Here is a 16,862-nt window from a genome sequence, read left to right on the forward strand (position 1 = left end):
CATCGCCAGCCTTCATGTTGATCAGGCCGACATCGAACGGTGCCACTGCTTCCGGCCAGATAATGCCGTTATCGTCATGGCTGGCCTCGATGATCGCCGCGACAAGCCGGGACGGGCCGATGCCGTAGGAACCGCCAGAGACGAAATGATCCTTGCCGTCCGGCCCGGTCACCTTGGCGCCCATCGGCTTGGAATATTTGTCGCCGAAATGGAAGATATGCCCAACCTCGATGCCGCGCGCCGAGACCCGGTCGCTTGTCGCAACCTTCTCCCATGCCGCCTCGTCATGCATTTCGTCGGTGGCGGCATAGGGCGTCGTCCATGTCTTGACGATCTCGGCGATCTCGGCGTCATTCGAAAAGTCGGTATTCGCCCCCGGTACATCAAGCGAGAGATAGTCGCGATGGCAAAACACCTGGCTCTCGCCGGTGTCGGCCAGGATGATGAACTCATGGCTGAGGTCGCCGCCGATCGGCCCGGTGTCGGCGCGCATCGGGATCGCCTGCAGCCCCATGCGCGTAAACGTCCTGAGATAGGACACGAACATGCGGTTATAAGCGGCCTTGGCGCCTTCATAATCGAGGTCGAAGGAATAGGCGTCCTTCATCAGGAACTCGCGCGAACGCATGACGCCGAAGCGCGGGCGCACCTCGTCGCGAAACTTCCATTGGATGTGATAGAGGTTGAGCGGCAGGTCCTTGTAGGACTTGACGTAGGAGCGGAAGATCTCGGTGACCATCTCCTCGTTGGTCGGCCCATAGAGCATATCGCGGTCTTGCCGGTCCTTGATGCGCAGCATCTCCTTGCCGTAGTCTTCATAGCGGCCGCTTTCGCGCCACAGCTCGGCCGATTGGATGGTCGGCATCAGGATTTCGAGCGCGCCGGCGCGATTCTGCTCCTCGCGAATGATCCGGCAGACCTTGTCCAGCACCCGCTTGCCGAGCGGCAGCCAGGAAAAGCTGCCCTGCCCCTGCTGGCGGATCATGCCGGCGCGCAGCATCAGCCGATGCGAGACGATCTCGGCCTCGCGCGGATTTTCTTTGAGGATGGGCAGGAAATAGCGCGACAAACGCATGGACTGGTCCGTGAGAGAGGATGGCGGCGCCGGAATCGGTGCAGCGCTGGCTTGCTTGCCCCGGCTTCATAGCCATTTCATGGCGGAATGGAAACCCAGCCCAGGCGCTGCATAGACGCCGCAATTGCCGCACACGGCTTGCTGGGCGTTTCGCAAGCAACGCCTGCCGTACTATTGTGCACTGCAGCACGAGATTGCCTGTTTCCGGGCAAAATTCTTCGTGACATTTTCACCCGCCTTAGGCTAGTGTGCCCCCATAACCGAGAGGGTAGAGAAAAATCTGCTCTCCTACGCGGTCAAAGTCTTGGGAGGATGCGATCTAGGCGCGGTAACTCGCTGCCGCCGGACACCGGAAACAGATCGGACGCGTTTAAATTGCAAGGCCTCGCGCCTTGCATTTTTTTTGTGCAATCATTTGGTTAGCACGACAGATTACCAAACTAGATGACGTTGCGTCAGGCCAAACCCGCCCCCGCCCTTTACTTTGGGTTGACCTTGCTGGCTCAGCTTGATTTCAGGGGGCCGGCTAGGCTGGGATAGCCGGACACGGTAGGTAGCCGGCTAATGCGCTGGGCTCTGGTTGAAATCCGGCACGATGTGCGGGATGTCGTCGATACCGAGACCAAGCCCTCTCGTGATGCCGTAGAAAATACCCATGAGGACCAGTGTGGCGATCGTCGTGCGCAGCGCCGCGCGCAGCATGTGCGGCCCGCGCGGTGCGCTCGGAACCGTGCCAAGCGTCACGTCCTGGTCCTCGTCCTGCGTCCGCATGCTGAACGGCAGGACGGCGAACAACACCACCCACCATGTGGCGAAGAACAGGGCGACAAACGAAACCCAGCTCATGCTTGCTCCAGTTCGACCAGCGTGCCGAAGAAATCCTTGGGGTGCAGAAACAACACCGGCTTGCCATGTGCGCCGGTCTTCGGATTACCGTCGCCCAGCACGCGCGCGCCGCCGGCCTTGAGACGGTCGCGCGCCGCAACGATGTCGTCCACCTCATAGCAGACATGGTGCATGCCGCCGGACGGATTCCTCTCGAGGAATCCCGCGATCGGCGAGCCTTCGCCGAGCGGCTCCAGCAACTCGATCCTGGTGTTGCCGACATCGACGAACACCACCGTGACGCCATGCTCCGGCAGCGCTTGCGGCGCGGTCACGCGGGCGCCAAGCGTATCGCGATAGACCGCCGCAGCCGCGGCCAGATCCGGCACGGCAAGCGCGACATGGTTCAGGCGTCCGAGCATAGGGTGCTCCGAAAGTTAGGGGAGTAAGGGAGTAGGGCAGTAGGGGAATAGGAAAAAAGGCGTTGCAGCCCATCTACTTTCCCTATTCCCCTACTGCCTTACTCCCCTACTCCCTTGTTCGTCACCGCGTGACGAACACTGTCACCAGCGGCTTCTTGCCCCAGGCTTCGTTGGCCGCGCCGCGCACCGCGCGCCGCACCGCCTCCTGGACCAGGTCGAGGTCTTTTCGGCGCTGGCGGGGGATGGAGTCCACGGCGCCGATTGCCGCATCGATCATCAGGTCTTCCAGGCTCTCGCCGCCGCCGTCGGCCTCGGCGACGCCGATGGCGACGAGATCCGGATCGCCGGCAAGCTCGTATTTGTCGTCGAGCACGACATTGACGGCGACATGGCCGGCAAAGGACAGCTTGCGGCGGTCGCGAATGCCCATCGCCTGATCGGTGCCGATTAGCCTTCCGTCCTTGTAGATGCGGCCGAACGGCACCTGGTCGATGATGGCGGCGGCACCCGGATACAGCCTGAGCATGTCGCCGTCGCGCACCTGCGCGACCTGCCCGATGCCGGACGTCGACATCAGCGAGCCCTGCGCCACCAGATGCGCCGCTTCGCCATGAACGGGAACGCCGATCTGCGGCCGCACCCATTCATACATCTTGCGCAATTCGCTGCGGCGTGGATGGCCGGAGACATGCACCAGCGCATCGCCGTCCTCGATGATCTTGATGCCGAGATCGATCAGGCGGTTCTTGATTTCGAGGATCGCCTTCTCGTTGCCGGGAATGGTGCGCGAGGAAAACACCGCCGTGTCGCCAGCCGTCAGCGCCACCGACTTCATCTCGTCGCGCGACAGCTTGGCAAGTGCGGCAAGCGGCTCGCCCTGGCTGCCGGTACAGATGATGACGAGGTTTTCGCGCGGGATAAAGCCGTAATCCTCCTCGGCGATGAATTCCGGCAAGCCGTCCATATAGCCGAGTTCATCAGCCACATCGATGACGCGCTTCATCGAGCGGCCAAGCACCAGGCACTGGCGGCCGGCATCCCGCGCTGCCCTGGCGATGGAGACGATGCGCCCGACATTGGAGGAGAAGCTGGTGACGGCGACACGGCCCTTGGCGTTCTGGATGACGCTCTTGAGACCCTCGCCCACCGCCACTTCGGACGGCGATTCCCCTTCCCGCATCGCATTGGTGGAATCGCAGATCAGCGCCAGCACGCCCTTGTCGCCATAGGCGCGGAAGCGCGCCTCGTCGGTCATCGGCCCGACCGTCGGCGCCGGATCGATCTTCCAGTCGCCGGTATGGATGACGATACCGGCCGGCGTCGTGATCGCCAGCGACATCGGTTCGGGAATGGAGTGGGCGACGGGGATGGCCTCGATCTCGAACGGGCCGACGGTGAATTTCTCGCCGGCCCGGTAGATCGTCACCGGGATCTTCGGCGCCCCTTGCTCGCCCTGCCGCTTGGCTTCCAGCAGGCCGGCGCTGAACGGCGTCATCCAGACCGGCGCCTTGAGCTTCGGCCAGATATCGTGCAACGCCCCGTAGTGGTCCTCGTGCGCATGGGTGATGACTATGCCGCGCAGATTGGCGACATTCTCCTCGATGAAGCGGGTGTCGGGCAGTACCAGATCGACGCCGGGCAGGGTTGCATCGGGAAAAGTAACGCCGACATCGACGATGATCCATTCGCGCGCATTCGCCGGCCCATAGCCGTAGAGGGCGAAGTTCATGCCGATCTCGCCGACACCGCCGAGCGGCACGAAGACAAGTTCGGCGTTTTCCGCTGTCGCCATGGTCTTTCCTTCCTTGCCGGTCAAAATTGCGGGCCGGTCAAATTCAAGCTGGTCAAATACTGGCCAGTCAAACGTATTGGCCGGTCAAACGCCGGCCGAGGCAACTGCGCCGAAATGCACGTCGCCGGCAGCGATCGTCAGAACCGAACCTTGATCGTCGCGGATCACGAAACGGCAGTCCTCGTCAATGGTCTCGAAGATGCCGCGCACCACATTACCGTCAATTCTGACAGCAACCTGCCCGCCAAGCCCCGCCGCACGCGCCAGCCACCGCCGCCTGACGGCGGCAAGCCCACGCCCTTCGTTCCACAGCCGCGCATTCTCGCTCCATGCATCCGACAGCGCCAGAAACAGCGTCTCGGCATCGCAAGCAGACCCCAGCTCGTTGAGCGACGTCGCTGGATAGGGCAAATCCTTGGGATAAGCCACCACATTGACGCCGATGCCGACAGCCACCGCCGAACGGTCGCTATCCAGCATCGCCGATTCCAGCAGGATGCCGGCGAGCTTGGCGCCCGAGGCAAGCACATCGTTCGGCCATTTCAGTTCGAAACGGTTCTTGCCTTGGCTCGCACCATCGAGGCCGATCGCGATCCTGCCCTTCGGTACGACGGCGTCGAGCGCGTCGGCCAGCGCCAGTCCGGCAACGAAGCCGAGCGTCGCGGCAAGCCGAAGCTCGGTGTTGGTGATCACCAGCAACGTCGCTGCCAGATTGCCCTCGGGCGTCGCCCAGGCGCGGCCACGGCGGCCACGCCCGGCTTCCTGCTTTTTTGAGACGACCCAGAGTTTGCCCGGATCGCCGGCCCGCGCGTGCTCCAGCGCCAGCGCATTGGTGGAGCCGACCGTATCGTGCGCCTCGAGCCGGAACCCTTCCGAAGCCGCGGTTGGAGCCAGCCTGAACGTCATTCCGTTAGAAGAAAGTCTTGGCCGCGGCTGCCGCGTAGGTTCCGATCGGGCCGCCGATCAGCACGTAGAACAGCACGAAGGCGCCACAGACACCGAGCACGACGCGCAGCTCGGTCGCCATCGGCACGAAGCCGCCGACCGGTTCGTCGAACCACATGATCTTGATGATGCGCAGATAATAATAGGCGCCCACCACAGAGGCGAGCACGCCGATAATCGCCAGCGCGTAGAGATTGGCGTTGATGGCGGCGAGGAACACGTACCATTTTCCCCAGAAGCCGGCGAGCGGCGGGATACCGGCCAGCGAGAACATCAGGATGGTGAGGATCGTCGCCATGATCGGATTGGTCGCCGACAGGCCGGCGAGATCGCTGATCTGCTCGACATTGCCCTCCTTGCGCCGCATGGCGAGGATGAAGGCGAAGGTGCCGAGCGTCATCACCAGATAGATCAGCATGTAGATGGCGACGCCGCGCACGCCGTCCTGGCTGTTGGCGGCAAGGCCGACCAGCGCATAACCCATATGGCCGATGGAGGAATAGGCCATCAGTCGCTTGATGTTGGTCTGGCCGATCGCCGCGAAGGCGCCGAGCGCCATCGAGGCAATCGAGATGAAGACGATGATCTGCTGCCAGTCGGCGGCGATCGGCTTGAAGGCGCCCATGGTGACGCGCACCATCAGCGCCATCGCCGCCATCTTCGGTGCCGCCGCCAGAAAAGCCGTCACCGGCGTCGGCGCGCCTTCATAGACGTCGGGCGTCCACATATGGAACGGCACCGCCGAGATCTTGAAGGCAAGGCCGGCCAGCACAAAGACCAGGCCGAAGACGAGGCCAAGCTGGCGCTCGCCGCCGCTCAGCGCCGCGGCGATCTCCTGGAAGCCGGTGTTGCCCGTGTAGCCGTAGACCAGCGAGATGCCGTAAAGCAGCATGCCCGACGACAGCGCGCCAAGGACGAAGTACTTCAGCCCGGCCTCGGTCGAGCGCAGATTGTCGCGGTTGATCGCCGCCAGCACGTAGATCGCCAGCGACTGCAGCTCGAGGCCGAGATAGAGCCCGATCATGCCGTTGGCCGAGATCATCAGCATCATGCCGAGCGTGCAGAGCAGGATCAGCACCGGATATTCGAACTTGTCGAAACGCTCCGCCTGGGCAAAGCGGACCGACATGACCAGCGTCACCGCCGAGCCGATCAGCGCCAACACCTTCATGAAGCGGGCGAATGGGTCCTGGATGAAGGCCTCGCCGTAGGCATTGCCCTGCCCCGGCGAAAAGATCAGCCAGGCGCCGGCGACCACCAGCACGGCGACGGCAAGGCCGCTCACCGTGACGGTGGTATTGGCGCGAGAATAGGCGCCGAGCATCAACAGCGCCAAGGCGCCGATGGCGAGGATCAGCTCTGGCGTCGAGAGCGACAGGCTGGAGAGAAGGTCCGGCGTCATGGTTCGCAAAACCCCCAGTCAGTTCGCCGCCGCGGTCTGCGCGGCGCCGATGGATGCGGTGACATTGGTAACAAGCGCCTTGACCGATTCGGCCGTGGCGTCGAAGATCGGCGCCGGATAGACACCGAAGAAGATGACCAGCGCGACCAGCGGATAGATGATCACCTTCTCGCGCGTCGACAGGTCGAGCAGGCCCTTCAGGCTTTCCTTGGTCAGTGCGCCGAAGATCACCTTGCGGTAGAGCCAGAGCGCATAGGCCGCCGACAGGATGACGCCGGTGGCGCCGAAGAACGCCACCCAGGTGTTGACCCGGAACACGCCGAGCATGGTCAGGAACTCGCCGACGAAGCCGCTGGTGCCGGGCAGGCCGACATTGGCCATGGTGAAGATCATGAACACCGTTGCATATTTCGGCATGTTGTTGACCAACCCGCCATAGGCGTCGATCTCACGCGTGTGCATGCGGTCGTAGACGACGCCGACGCAGAGGAACAGCGCGCCCGAGACCAGGCCGTGCGACAGCATCTGGAAGATCGAGCCCTGGACGCCTTCCTGATTCATCGCGAAGATGCCCATGGTGACGAAGCCCATGTGAGCGACCGACGAATAGGCGATCAGCTTCTTCATGTCCTCCTGCATCAGCGCCACCAGCGAGGTGTAGATGATGGCGACGACGGACAGCGTGAAAATCAGCGGCGCGAACATTTCGGAGGCGATCGGAAACATCGGCAGCGAAAAACGCAGGAAGCCGTACCCGCCCATCTTGAGCAGGATGGCGGCCAGGATCACCGAGCCGGCCGTCGGCGCCTCGACATGGGCGTCCGGCAGCCAGGTGTGCACCGGCCACATCGGCATCTTCACCGCGAAGGACGCGAAGAAGGCAAGCCATAGCCAGGTCTGCATATTGGCCGGGAAGTTGTGGGTCAGAAGCGTCGGGATGTCGGTGGTGCCGGACTGGAAGAACATCGCCATGATGGCGAGCAGCATCAGCACCGAGCCGGCCAGCGTATAGAGGAAGAACTTGAACGAGGCATAGACGCGCCGCTTGCCGCCCCAAACGCCGATGATGATGAACATCGGAATCAGACCGGCTTCGAAGAAGACATAGAACAAGACGATGTCGAGCGCGCAGAATACGCCGACCATCAGCGTCTCAAGCAAGAGGAAGGCGATCATATAGGCCTTGACGCGCTTCTCGATCGATTCCCACGAGGCGAGGATGCAGAGCGGCATCAGGAAGGTGGTCAGGATGACGAACAGCATGGAGATGCCGTCGACGCCCATATGGTAGGAGATGCCGGAATCCAGCCAGGCAAACTTCTCGACGAACTGGAAGCCAGGCTGCGAATTGTCGAAGCCGGTCCAGATGAACAGCGAAATCACGAACGTGAACGCAGTCGTGAACAGCGCGATGGCGCGGATGTTGCGGCGCGCGTTCTCGCTGTCGTCGCGCACGAAAAGGATGAGCAGCACACCAACCAGCGGCAGGAAGGTGACCAGCGATAGGATCGGCCAGGCGGTCATCAGAGCATCATCCAGGTGACGAGTGCGGCAACGCCGATCAGCATGGCGAAGGCATAGTGGTAGAGATAGCCGGTCTGCAGCTTGACGACGCGGTTGGTGACGTCGACGACGCGCGCCGAAATGCCGTCCGGCCCGAGCCCGTCGATGACGGTGCCGTCGCCGGTCTTCCACAGGAAGCTGCCGAGGCGCTTTGCCGGCCGCACGAACAGGAAGTCGTAGAGCTCGTCGAAATACCATTTGTTGAGCAGGAAGGCGTAGAGCAGGCGATGGTTGGCGGCGACGCTCCGAGGCATTTCCGGCGCGCGAATATAGAACTGCCAGGCAATCGCAAAGCCGATCAGCATGGCGATGAACGGCGACAGCTCGACCCACAACGGCACTTCGTGGATTTCGTGCAGGATGTGATTGTCCGGCAACGTGAACAGCGACGCCTTCCAGAATTCGGCATAGCCCTCGCCGATGAAGGCGCCGTGGAAGATCACGCCGGCGAACAGCGCGCCCGCCGCCAGGATGAACAGAGGCACCAGCATGACCGGCGGCGATTCATGGACATGGTGCATGACCTCGTGGCTTGCCCGCGGCTCGCCGTGGAAGGTCATGAAGATCAGCCGCCAGGAGTAGAAGGAGGTGAAGCAGGCCGCGATCACCAGCAATATGAAGGCAAACGCGGCGACCGCGTTGTGGCCGGCGAACGCCGCTTCGATGATGGCGTCCTTGGAAAAGAAGCCGGCCGTGCCGATGATCGTTACCGGGATGCCGACACCGGTCAGCGCCAGCGTGCCGATCACCATCATCCAGTAGGTCGTCGGGATCAGCGTTCTCAGGCCGCCCATCTTGCGCATGTCCTGCTCGTCGGAAACGGCGTGGATGACCGAGCCCGAGCCGAGGAACAGCAGCGCCTTGAAGAAGGCGTGGGTGAACAGATGGAAAATCGCCGCGCCATAGGCGCCGACCCCGAGCGCCACGAACATGTAGCCGAGCTGCGAACAGGTCGAATAGGCGATGACGCGCTTGATGTCGTTCTGGACGAGGCCGACTGTCGCCGCGAAGAAGGCGGTGAAGGCGCCGATGAAGGTCACCACCGTCAGTGCCGAATGCGACAGCTCGAACAGCGGCGACAGCCGCGCCAGCATGAACACGCCTGCCGTCACCATGGTGGCGGCATGGATCAGTGCCGAGACCGGCGTCGGGCCTTCCATGGCATCCGGCAGCCAGGTGTGCAGCGGCACCTGCGCTGACTTGCCCATCGCGCCCATGAACAGGAGCAGGCAGACGACCGTCATCGCAGCCTGCTTATCGAGCGCATAGCCGAGGAAGGTCAGCACGGCCGCACCTTGCGGCGCGCCTTCCGCCGGAATGAACGTCGCCGCATTGGCGAAGATGGTGCCGAGATTGACTGAGCCGAACAGCACGAACACGCCGAATATGCCGAGCGCAAAGCCGAAGTCGCCGACGCGATTGACGATGAAGGCCTTGATCGCAGCCGCATTGGCCGACGGCTTCTTGTACCAGAAGCCGATCAGCAGATAGGAGGCAAGGCCGACGCCTTCCCAGCCGAAGAACATCTGCACCAGATTGTCGGCCGTCACCAGCATCAGCATGGCGAAGGTGAACAGCGACAGATAGGCGAAGAAGCGCGGCCGGTCCGGGTCGTGATGCATGTAGCCGATCGAGTAGATATGGACCAGCGCCGACACCGTATTGACGACGACCAGCATCACCACGGTCAGCGTATCGATCCGCAGCGCCCACGACGCTTCGAGGCCGCCCGACTGGATCCAGCGCATCACCGGCACGGTGAACACCTCGCCGCCGCCGAAGCCGACGGAGAACAAGGCGACCCACGACAGCAGAGCCGCGATCACCAGGAAGCCGGAGGTGATGTATTCGGAAGCCTTGGCGCCGAGCGAGGTGCCGAACAGGCCGACGATCAGGAAGCCGAGCAGCGGAAGGAAGACGATGGCCTGATACATGGTGGTTCCGTCAACCCTTCATCATGTTCACGTCTTCGACCGCGATCGAGCCGCGGTTGCGGAAGAAGACGACGAGAATGGCAAGGCCGATCGCTGCTTCGGCCGCCGCGACCGTCAGCACGAACAGCGCGAACACCTGGCCGACCAGATCGCCGAGCGCCGCCGAGAAGGCGACGAAATTGATGTTGACCGCAAGCAGGATCAGCTCGATCGACATCAGGATGACGATGACGTTCCTGCGGTTCAGGAAGATGCCGAACACGCCGAGCGTGAACAGGATCGCCGATACGGTCAGGTAGTGCGCGATGCCGACGACCATCTCAGACTCCTTCGCCCGTCTTGACCTTGCGGATTTCCACTCCGGTTGCCGCCGTGCGGCCGACCTGGGCGGCGATCGACTGCCGCTTGACGCCCGGCTTGTGGCGCAGCGTCAGCACGATGGCGCCGATCATGGCGACCAGCAGCACCAGCCCCGCCACCTGGAAGTAATAGAGGTAATCCGTATAGAGGATGTCGCCGAGCGCTGCCGTGTTGGAGCGCGCGGCCAGGTCCGGAATGGGTTTCGCAACCGTCGCCGCCAGTTTCGGCGCGAATGTATAGCCGCCGAGCACGACGATCAGCTCCGCCGCCAGGATCAGCCCGACCAGCGCGCCGATCGGTGCATATTGCAGGGCGCCTTCCTTCATTTCGGCGAAGTCGACGTCGAGCATCATGACGACGAACAGGAACAGCACCAAAACGGCGCCGACATAGACGACGAGCAGGATCATCGCCAGGAACTCGGCGCCGGTCAGCATGAACAGGCCGGCGGCGTTGAAGAAGGTCAGGATCAGGAACAGCACCGAATGCACGGGATTACGCGCCGAAACGACCATGAACGCCGATGCCACCGCGACAAAGGCGAAGAGGTAGAAAAAGGCCGCCTCTAGTCCACTCAGCATGGGTTCCCCCGGGTTTCCTGTCAGAACAGGACGTTCGTCCTGTTTTTGCCACCGCCTCCGGTCGGCAAGTTGTGTGTTCCTTAAACGAGGCCCCTCGCCCCGTCCATGCGTCAAATATCAGCGGTAGGGCGCATCCAGCGAGATGTTGCGCGCCAGTTCGCGCTCCCAGCGGTCGCCGTTGGCCAGAAGCCTGTCCTTGTCGTAATAAAGCTCCTCACGCGTCTCCGTCGCGAATTCGAAATTCGGCCCCTCGACAATGGCGTCGACCGGGCAGGCTTCCTGACAGAAGCCGCAGTAAATGCATTTCACCATGTCGATGTCATAGCGCACGGTGCGCCTTGTGCCGTCATTGCGGCGCGGGCCGGCTTCGATGGTGATGGCCTGTGCCGGGCAGATCGCCTCGCACAATTTGCAGGCGATGCAGCGTTCCTCGCCGTTCGGATAGCGGCGCAGCGCATGTTCGCCACGAAAGCGCGGGCTGACCGGCCCTTTTTCATGCGGATAGTTGATCGTCTCCTTCGGCGCGAAGAACTGCCGCATCGACAGGAAGAAAGCACTGACGAAATCCTGCAAAAGCAGCGACTTGGCGGCTTGAGAAAGCGCGCTCATTCAGCACCTCCAAAAATCTGTACTGCAGCGATTGCGCCGACACATCCGAAAATGACAGGCATCTGGAAACGGTACATAAGTCTCGTGAGCGACGCCAATTTCTGCTTGTCCCAACCAACCACCGGAACTCGGTAGGTTGCTGACAACCTTTGGTCCTGTTGCCGCAAGACGTAAGGCAGCACGGCAAAATTGCCAAAGATCGCAACGAGCACGCCAATAACCGCGCCCAAAAAACCAATGGTCAAATTGCCCATCAGGCAAACCCCGTGATCTTGAGGAAGGCTGCGGTAGCGACCACCATGAACAGCGAGATCGGCAGGAAAACCTTCCAGCCGAGCCGCATCAACTGGTCGTAACGGTAGCGTGGCACGAACGCCTTCACCATCGAGAACATGAAGAACACCAGGCAGACCTTGAGCACGAACCAGATCAGCCCCGGCACCCAGGTGAACGGCGCGAAGTTGAAGGGCGGCAGCCAGCCGCCAAGGAACAGGATGGTGGCCAGCGCGCACATCAGGACGACGGCGACATATTCGCCGAGGAAGAACAACAGGAACGGCGTCGAGGAATATTCGACCATATGGCCGGCGACGAGTTCCGATTCGGCTTCCACGAGGTCGAAGGGCGGACGGTTGGTTTCCGCCAGCGCCGAGATGAAGAAGACGATGAACATCGGGAACAGCGACAGCCAATGCCAGTCGAGGAAGGTGTTGGGCAGGCCGAGCCGCGTGCCCAACCCGTCCTGCTGCGACAAAACGATATCGGACAGGTTGAGCGAGCCGACACAAAGCAGCACGGTGACTATGACGAAGCCGATCGAGACTTCGTAGGACACCATCTGCGCCGCCGAGCGCAGTGCGCCGAGGAACGGGTATTTCGAATTGGACGCCCAGCCGCCCATGATCACCCCATAGACCTCGAGCGAGGAGATGGCGAAGACATAGAGGATGCCGACATTGACGTTGGCGATCGCCCAGCCTTCATTGACCGGTATGACCGCCCAGGCCGAGATTGCCAGCACCGCCGACACCAAAGGCGCCAGCAGGAAAACGCCCTTGTTGGCGCCGGACGGGATCACCGGCTCCTTGAAGACGAATTTCAAAAGATCGGCAAAGGCCTGCAGCGTGCCCCACGGGCCGACGACGTTCGGTCCGCGGCGCAATTGCACCGCCGCCCAGATCTTGCGGTCGGCGTAAAGCACATAGGCGACGAAGATCAACAGAACGACGATCAGCACGACCGACTTCAAAAGGATCAGTAGCGCCGGCAGCACGTAGAAGGAGAAGAAGGTGTCCATGTCTACTCCGCCGCCTGCCTGAAGCCGTTCTTCGCCAAAGCCGAGCACTCGGCCATCACCGCGGAAGCCCGCGCGATCGGGTTGGTCAGGTAGAAATCCTTGACCGGCGAGGTGAAGGTGCCCTTGTTCAGCCGCCCGCCGAGCTTCGCCACCCTGGTGATGTCGGCCGGGTCGCCGGCCGCGACATGGTCGATGCGGGCAAGATGCGGGTATTCCGCATAGAGTTTTGCGCGCAGCTGCGGCAGCGAATCGAACGGCAGCTTCTTGCCGAGCACATCCGACAGAGCTCTGAGAATCGCCCAGTCCTCGCGCGCTTCGCCGGGCGCGAAGCCGGCCCGGTTGGTCTGCTGCACGCGGCCCTCGGTGTTGACGAAGGTGCCCGACTTCTCGGTATAGGCGGCACCCGGCAGGATGACGTTGGCGCGATGCGCGCCCTTGTCGCCATGCGTGCCGATATAGACGACGAAAGCGCCGCCGGTCTTGGCCACGTCGATTTCGTCGGCGCCGAGTAGGAACAGCACATCGGTCTCGCCCAGCATGCGGGCGACGTTCCTGCCGCCCTCGCCCGGCACGAAGCCGACATCGAGGCCGCCGACCCGCGCCGCCGCAGTGTGCAGTACGGCAAAACCGTTCCAGTCGGCCCTTGCGGCATTGACGGCGACGGCGAGCTTCGCCGCCTGGCCAAGCACGGCCGCGCCGTCCGGACGCGCCAGCGCACCCTGGCCGACGATGATCAGCGGGTGCGTCGCCTTCTTCAGCAGCTGGAAGAACTTGCCGTTGCCGTCGGCCAGATCCTTCAGCGATTCCGGCCCGGCGCCGAGCTGCTCGTAATCATAGCGCGTATCGCCGACATCGCCGATGACGCCGACCGGCAGATTGCCGGCCCGCCAGCGCTTGCGGATGCGGGCGTTGAGCAGGGATGCCTCGAAGCGCGGATTGGCGCCGATGAGCAGCACCGCATCGGCCTGTTCGATGCCTTCGATGGTCGGGTTGAAGACATAGCTCGCCCGGCCGAGCGACGGATCGAGTGCGGCACCGTCCTGGCGGCAGTCGGTGTTCTTCGAGCCGAGCGAAGCCATCAGAAGCTTCAGCGCGTAGATCTCCTCGACGGCGGCGAGATCGCCGGCAATGGCACCGATCTTTTCGGGTGCCGCATTCGACACCGCTTCCTTGATCGCGGCAAAAGCCTCGGCCCAGCTTGCCGGGGAGAGTCTGCCGTCCTTGCGCACATAGGGGCGGTCGAGGCGCTGCGTGCGCAAGCCGTCCCAGATGAAGCGGGTCTTGTCGGAAATCCACTCCTCGTTCACCGCCTCGTTGGTACGCGGCAGGATGCGCATCACTTCGCGGCCCCGGCTATCGACGCGGATCGCCGAGCCAACGGCGTCCATCACGTCGATGGATTCTGTCTTGGTCAGTTCCCACGGCCGTGCCTGGAAGGCGTAGGGTTTGGAGGTCAGCGCACCGACCGGGCAAAGGTCGATGACATTGCCCTGCAGTTCCGACGTCATCGCGCTTTCGAGATAGGTGGTGATCTCGGCATCCTCGCCGCGGCCGATCAGGCCGAGCTCGGATATGCCCGCAATCTCGGTGGTAAATCGGACGCAGCGCGTGCAATGGATGCAGCGGTTCATGATCGTCTTGACCAGCGGCCCGATATACTTGTCTTCGACCGCCCGCTTGTTCTCGTGATAGCGCGAGGAATCGACGCCGAACGCCATCGCCTGGTCCTGCAGGTCGCACTCGCCGCCCTGGTCGCAGATCGGGCAATCCAGCGGATGGTTGATCAGCAGGAACTCCATCACGCCTTCGCGCGCCTTCTTGACCATCGGCGTGTTGGTGAAGATTTCCGGCGGCTCGCCGTTCGGGCCGGGGCGCAGGTCGCGAACGCCCATGGCACAGGACGCCTGCGGCTTGGGCGGCCCGCCCTTGACCTCGATCAGGCACATGCGGCAATTGCCGGCGATCGACAGCCGCTCGTGGAAGCAGAAGCGCGGCACTTCCGCGCCGGCGTCCTCGGCCGCCTGCAGCAGCGTGTAATGGTCGGGTACAGTGATCTCTTTCCCGTCGACCTTGAGCTTTGCCATTTCGCCTCAAACCCCTGCGGACGTTCCGCAATCTTTCCTTCCGGGCGCAGCCGAGACCGCGCACGATATTGAATTCACTTTTTGGCCCCGGCCAACGCCGCCGCCTGACCGATCCAGCCGTCACGGCCGATGCGGCCCTTCAACGACAGGTAATCTTCGACCCAGGCGATCTCTTGCGGCGTCCACGCGGCGATCTGGGCGTATGTCCAGATGCCAAGGCCGTTCAGCACCTTTTCCAGTTTCGGCCCGATGCCCGATATCGCCTTGAGGTCGGCAGGCTCGGCTGGCCGGTCCATCGGCTTGGGCTGCTTGAAATCCTCCGGCATCAGCCCGGCCGACGCGTCCGCTGCAACGGTGCTGGCATTCGCCAGGCTCCGCGCCGCACTGCTCGTCGCAATGTCGGTCACATCGTTGGCGAAGGACTGGGCCTCGGCAATCAGGGTTTTGGTCGCCGCGCGCGCCTTTATCGATGAGCTTTTGCCGGTCGCGGAAACGTGTTCCGTTCGCGCCTCGAAATCCTCGACGACCGGCTGCCAAAGCCACTGCGAGGTCTCGGCCGCGCCTGAAAGCACGCCCATCCAGATACCAAAGGCGTGGTTGGCGAGGCCGATGCCGAGTGCCGTCATCGCCGCCGCGCCCGCGACAGGATGCGCCAGGAGATTGACGGCATTGGCCATCTCCTTGGGCATCATCCTGGTCAGATCCTGGTTCATCTTCAACAACGGGTCCATTTCGGGCGTAAAATCGTCGGGTGTCGAAAACAGCGACATAGGTGGTCTCCTGGTCGTTTCCGTCTGCCCCGCGCTCGTTTCCTCGTTTCGGACATTCGCCCGCATTTTTGAATTCTTCTATTCCGCCGCCGCCAGCACCGGTTCGGCGCGGTGTGCGTTGCGCGAAAACTCGTCGATGCGGCGCTCCACCTCGCCGCGGAAATGCCGCATCAGGCCTTGGATCGGCCATGCCGCGGCATCGCCCAGCGCACAGATCGTGTGGCCCTCGACCTGCTTGGTCACATCGAGCAGCATGTCGATCTCGCGCTTCTGCGCCTCGCCGCGCACCAGCCGTTCCATCACCCGCCACATCCAGCCGGTGCCCTCACGGCACGGCGTGCACTGGCCACAGCTCTCGTGCTTGTAGAAATAGGAAAGCCGCGCAATCGCCTTCACGATATCGGTGGATTTGTCCATGACGATGACAGCCGCCGTGCCGAGGCCCGATTTCAGGTCGCGCAGCGCATCGAAATCCATCGGCGCGTCGATGATCTGTTCCGCCGGAACCAGCGGCACCGAAGCGCCGCCGGGAATGACCGCCAGCAGATTGTCCCAGCCGCCGCGAATGCCGCCGCAATGCGTCTCGATCAGTTCGCGGAACGGAATCGACATCGCCTCTTCGACGGTGCACGGATTATTGACGTGGCCGGAGATGCAGAACAGCTTGGTGCCGACATTGTTGGGCCGGCCGAAGGACGAGAACCAGGCGGCACCGCGGCGCAGGATGGTCGGCGCGACCGCGATCGACTCGACATTGTTGACCGTCGTCGGGCAGCCATAGAGGCCGACATTGGCCGGAAACGGCGGCTTCAGCCGCGGCTGGCCCTTCTTGCCCTCGAGGCTTTCGAGCAGCGCCGTTTCCTCGCCGCAGATATAGGCGCCGGCGCCATGATGCATGTAAATGTCGAAATCGTAGCCGGAGGTGTTGTTCTTGCCGATCAGCTTGGCCGCATAGGCCTCGTCGATGGCGCGCTGCAGCGCCTCGCGCTCGCGGATGAACTCGCCGCGCACATAGATGTAGGCGGCGACCGCGCCCATGGCGAAGCCGGCAAGCAGGCAGCCTTCGACCAGCGTGTGCGGGTCGTGGCGCAGTATGTCGCGGTCCTTGCAGGTGCCGGGCTCGGATTCGTCGGCATTGACGACGAGATAGCTCGGCCGGCCGTCGCTTTGCTTGGGCATGAACGACCATTTGAGCCCGGTCGG

General features: G+C 62.8%; 16 protein-coding genes. All 16 read right to left on the reverse strand.

The window, feature by feature from the left end; translation table 11 throughout:
- On the reverse strand, window positions 1-1,075 hold a 1,075-nt coding region (gene proS / locus E5W70_RS23715), incomplete at its 3' end, for a proline--tRNA ligase (protein ID WP_292663025.1).
- 561 nt (window positions 1,076-1,636) lie between these two features.
- Entirely contained in the window at window positions 1,637-1,921 is a 285-nt protein-coding gene (locus E5W70_RS23720; RefSeq protein ID WP_292663027.1) for a DUF1467 family protein, read from the reverse strand.
- Window positions 1,918-2,322, reverse strand: coding sequence for a methylmalonyl-CoA epimerase (mce, locus tag E5W70_RS23725; protein ID WP_292663029.1), 405 nt, complete (start codon window positions 2,320-2,322; stop codon window positions 1,918-1,920). Before mce ends, E5W70_RS23720 begins: the two co-directional genes overlap by 4 nt.
- Window positions 2,323-2,443: 121 nt before the next feature.
- A complete protein-coding gene (locus E5W70_RS23730; RefSeq protein ID WP_292663031.1) occupies window positions 2,444-4,114 on the reverse strand; it encodes a ribonuclease J in 1,671 nt (556 codons plus the stop codon).
- Window positions 4,115-4,198: 84 nt separating this feature from the next.
- Window positions 4,199-5,020 (reverse strand): biotin--[acetyl-CoA-carboxylase] ligase, encoded by an 822-nt coding sequence (locus E5W70_RS23735; protein WP_292663033.1) that lies wholly within the window; start codon window positions 5,018-5,020, stop codon window positions 4,199-4,201.
- Window positions 5,021-5,024: 4 nt separating this feature from the next.
- The gene (gene nuoN, locus E5W70_RS23740) at window positions 5,025-6,461 is read right to left on the reverse strand and encodes an NADH-quinone oxidoreductase subunit NuoN (RefSeq protein WP_292663035.1); all 1,437 of its coding nucleotides are present in this window, start codon (window positions 6,459-6,461) and stop codon (window positions 5,025-5,027) included.
- A gap of 18 nt (window positions 6,462-6,479) precedes the next feature.
- Entirely contained in the window at window positions 6,480-7,985 is a 1,506-nt protein-coding gene (locus E5W70_RS23745) for an NADH-quinone oxidoreductase subunit M (protein WP_292663037.1), read from the reverse strand.
- Window positions 7,985-9,958 carry an NADH-quinone oxidoreductase subunit L gene (nuoL, locus tag E5W70_RS23750; RefSeq protein WP_292663039.1) on the reverse strand — a complete coding sequence of 658 codons (1,974 nt, stop codon included), beginning with the start codon at window positions 9,956-9,958 and terminating at the stop codon, window positions 7,985-7,987. Before nuoL ends, E5W70_RS23745 begins: the two co-directional genes overlap by 1 nt.
- Before the next feature lie 10 nt (window positions 9,959-9,968).
- A complete protein-coding gene (gene nuoK / locus E5W70_RS23755; protein WP_023676620.1) occupies window positions 9,969-10,277 on the reverse strand; it encodes an NADH-quinone oxidoreductase subunit NuoK in 309 nt (102 codons plus the stop codon).
- Between the two features lies 1 nt (window position 10,278).
- The gene (locus E5W70_RS23760) at window positions 10,279-10,899 is read right to left on the reverse strand and encodes an NADH-quinone oxidoreductase subunit J (RefSeq protein WP_292663041.1); all 621 of its coding nucleotides are present in this window, start codon (window positions 10,897-10,899) and stop codon (window positions 10,279-10,281) included.
- A 117-nt stretch (window positions 10,900-11,016) separates the two neighbouring features.
- Window positions 11,017-11,508, reverse strand: coding sequence for an NADH-quinone oxidoreductase subunit NuoI (gene nuoI / locus E5W70_RS23765; protein ID WP_023676622.1), 492 nt, complete (start codon window positions 11,506-11,508; stop codon window positions 11,017-11,019).
- Window positions 11,505-11,762, reverse strand: a complete 258-nt coding sequence (locus tag E5W70_RS23770; RefSeq protein WP_292663043.1) for a hypothetical protein — start codon at window positions 11,760-11,762, stop codon at window positions 11,505-11,507. The genes nuoI and E5W70_RS23770 overlap by 4 nt, the downstream gene beginning before the upstream one ends.
- A complete protein-coding gene (gene nuoH / locus E5W70_RS23775) occupies window positions 11,762-12,805 on the reverse strand; it encodes an NADH-quinone oxidoreductase subunit NuoH (protein ID WP_292663045.1) in 1,044 nt (347 codons plus the stop codon). Before nuoH ends, E5W70_RS23770 begins: the two co-directional genes overlap by 1 nt.
- 2 nt (window positions 12,806-12,807) lie before the next feature.
- Window positions 12,808-14,889, reverse strand: a complete 2,082-nt coding sequence (gene nuoG / locus E5W70_RS23780) for an NADH-quinone oxidoreductase subunit NuoG (protein ID WP_292663047.1) — start codon at window positions 14,887-14,889, stop codon at window positions 12,808-12,810.
- A gap of 74 nt (window positions 14,890-14,963) precedes the next feature.
- On the reverse strand, window positions 14,964-15,659 hold the full coding sequence (locus E5W70_RS23785; protein WP_292663049.1) for an NADH-ubiquinone dehydrogenase: 696 nt from the start codon (window positions 15,657-15,659) through the stop codon (window positions 14,964-14,966).
- Between the two features lie 78 nt (window positions 15,660-15,737).
- On the reverse strand, window positions 15,738-16,862 hold a 1,125-nt coding region (gene nuoF, locus E5W70_RS23790; protein ID WP_292663051.1), incomplete at its 5' end, for an NADH-quinone oxidoreductase subunit NuoF.

It is taken from the genome of Mesorhizobium sp., from assembly GCF_005063415.1.
Lineage (GTDB): Bacteria > Pseudomonadota > Alphaproteobacteria > Rhizobiales > Rhizobiaceae > Mesorhizobium.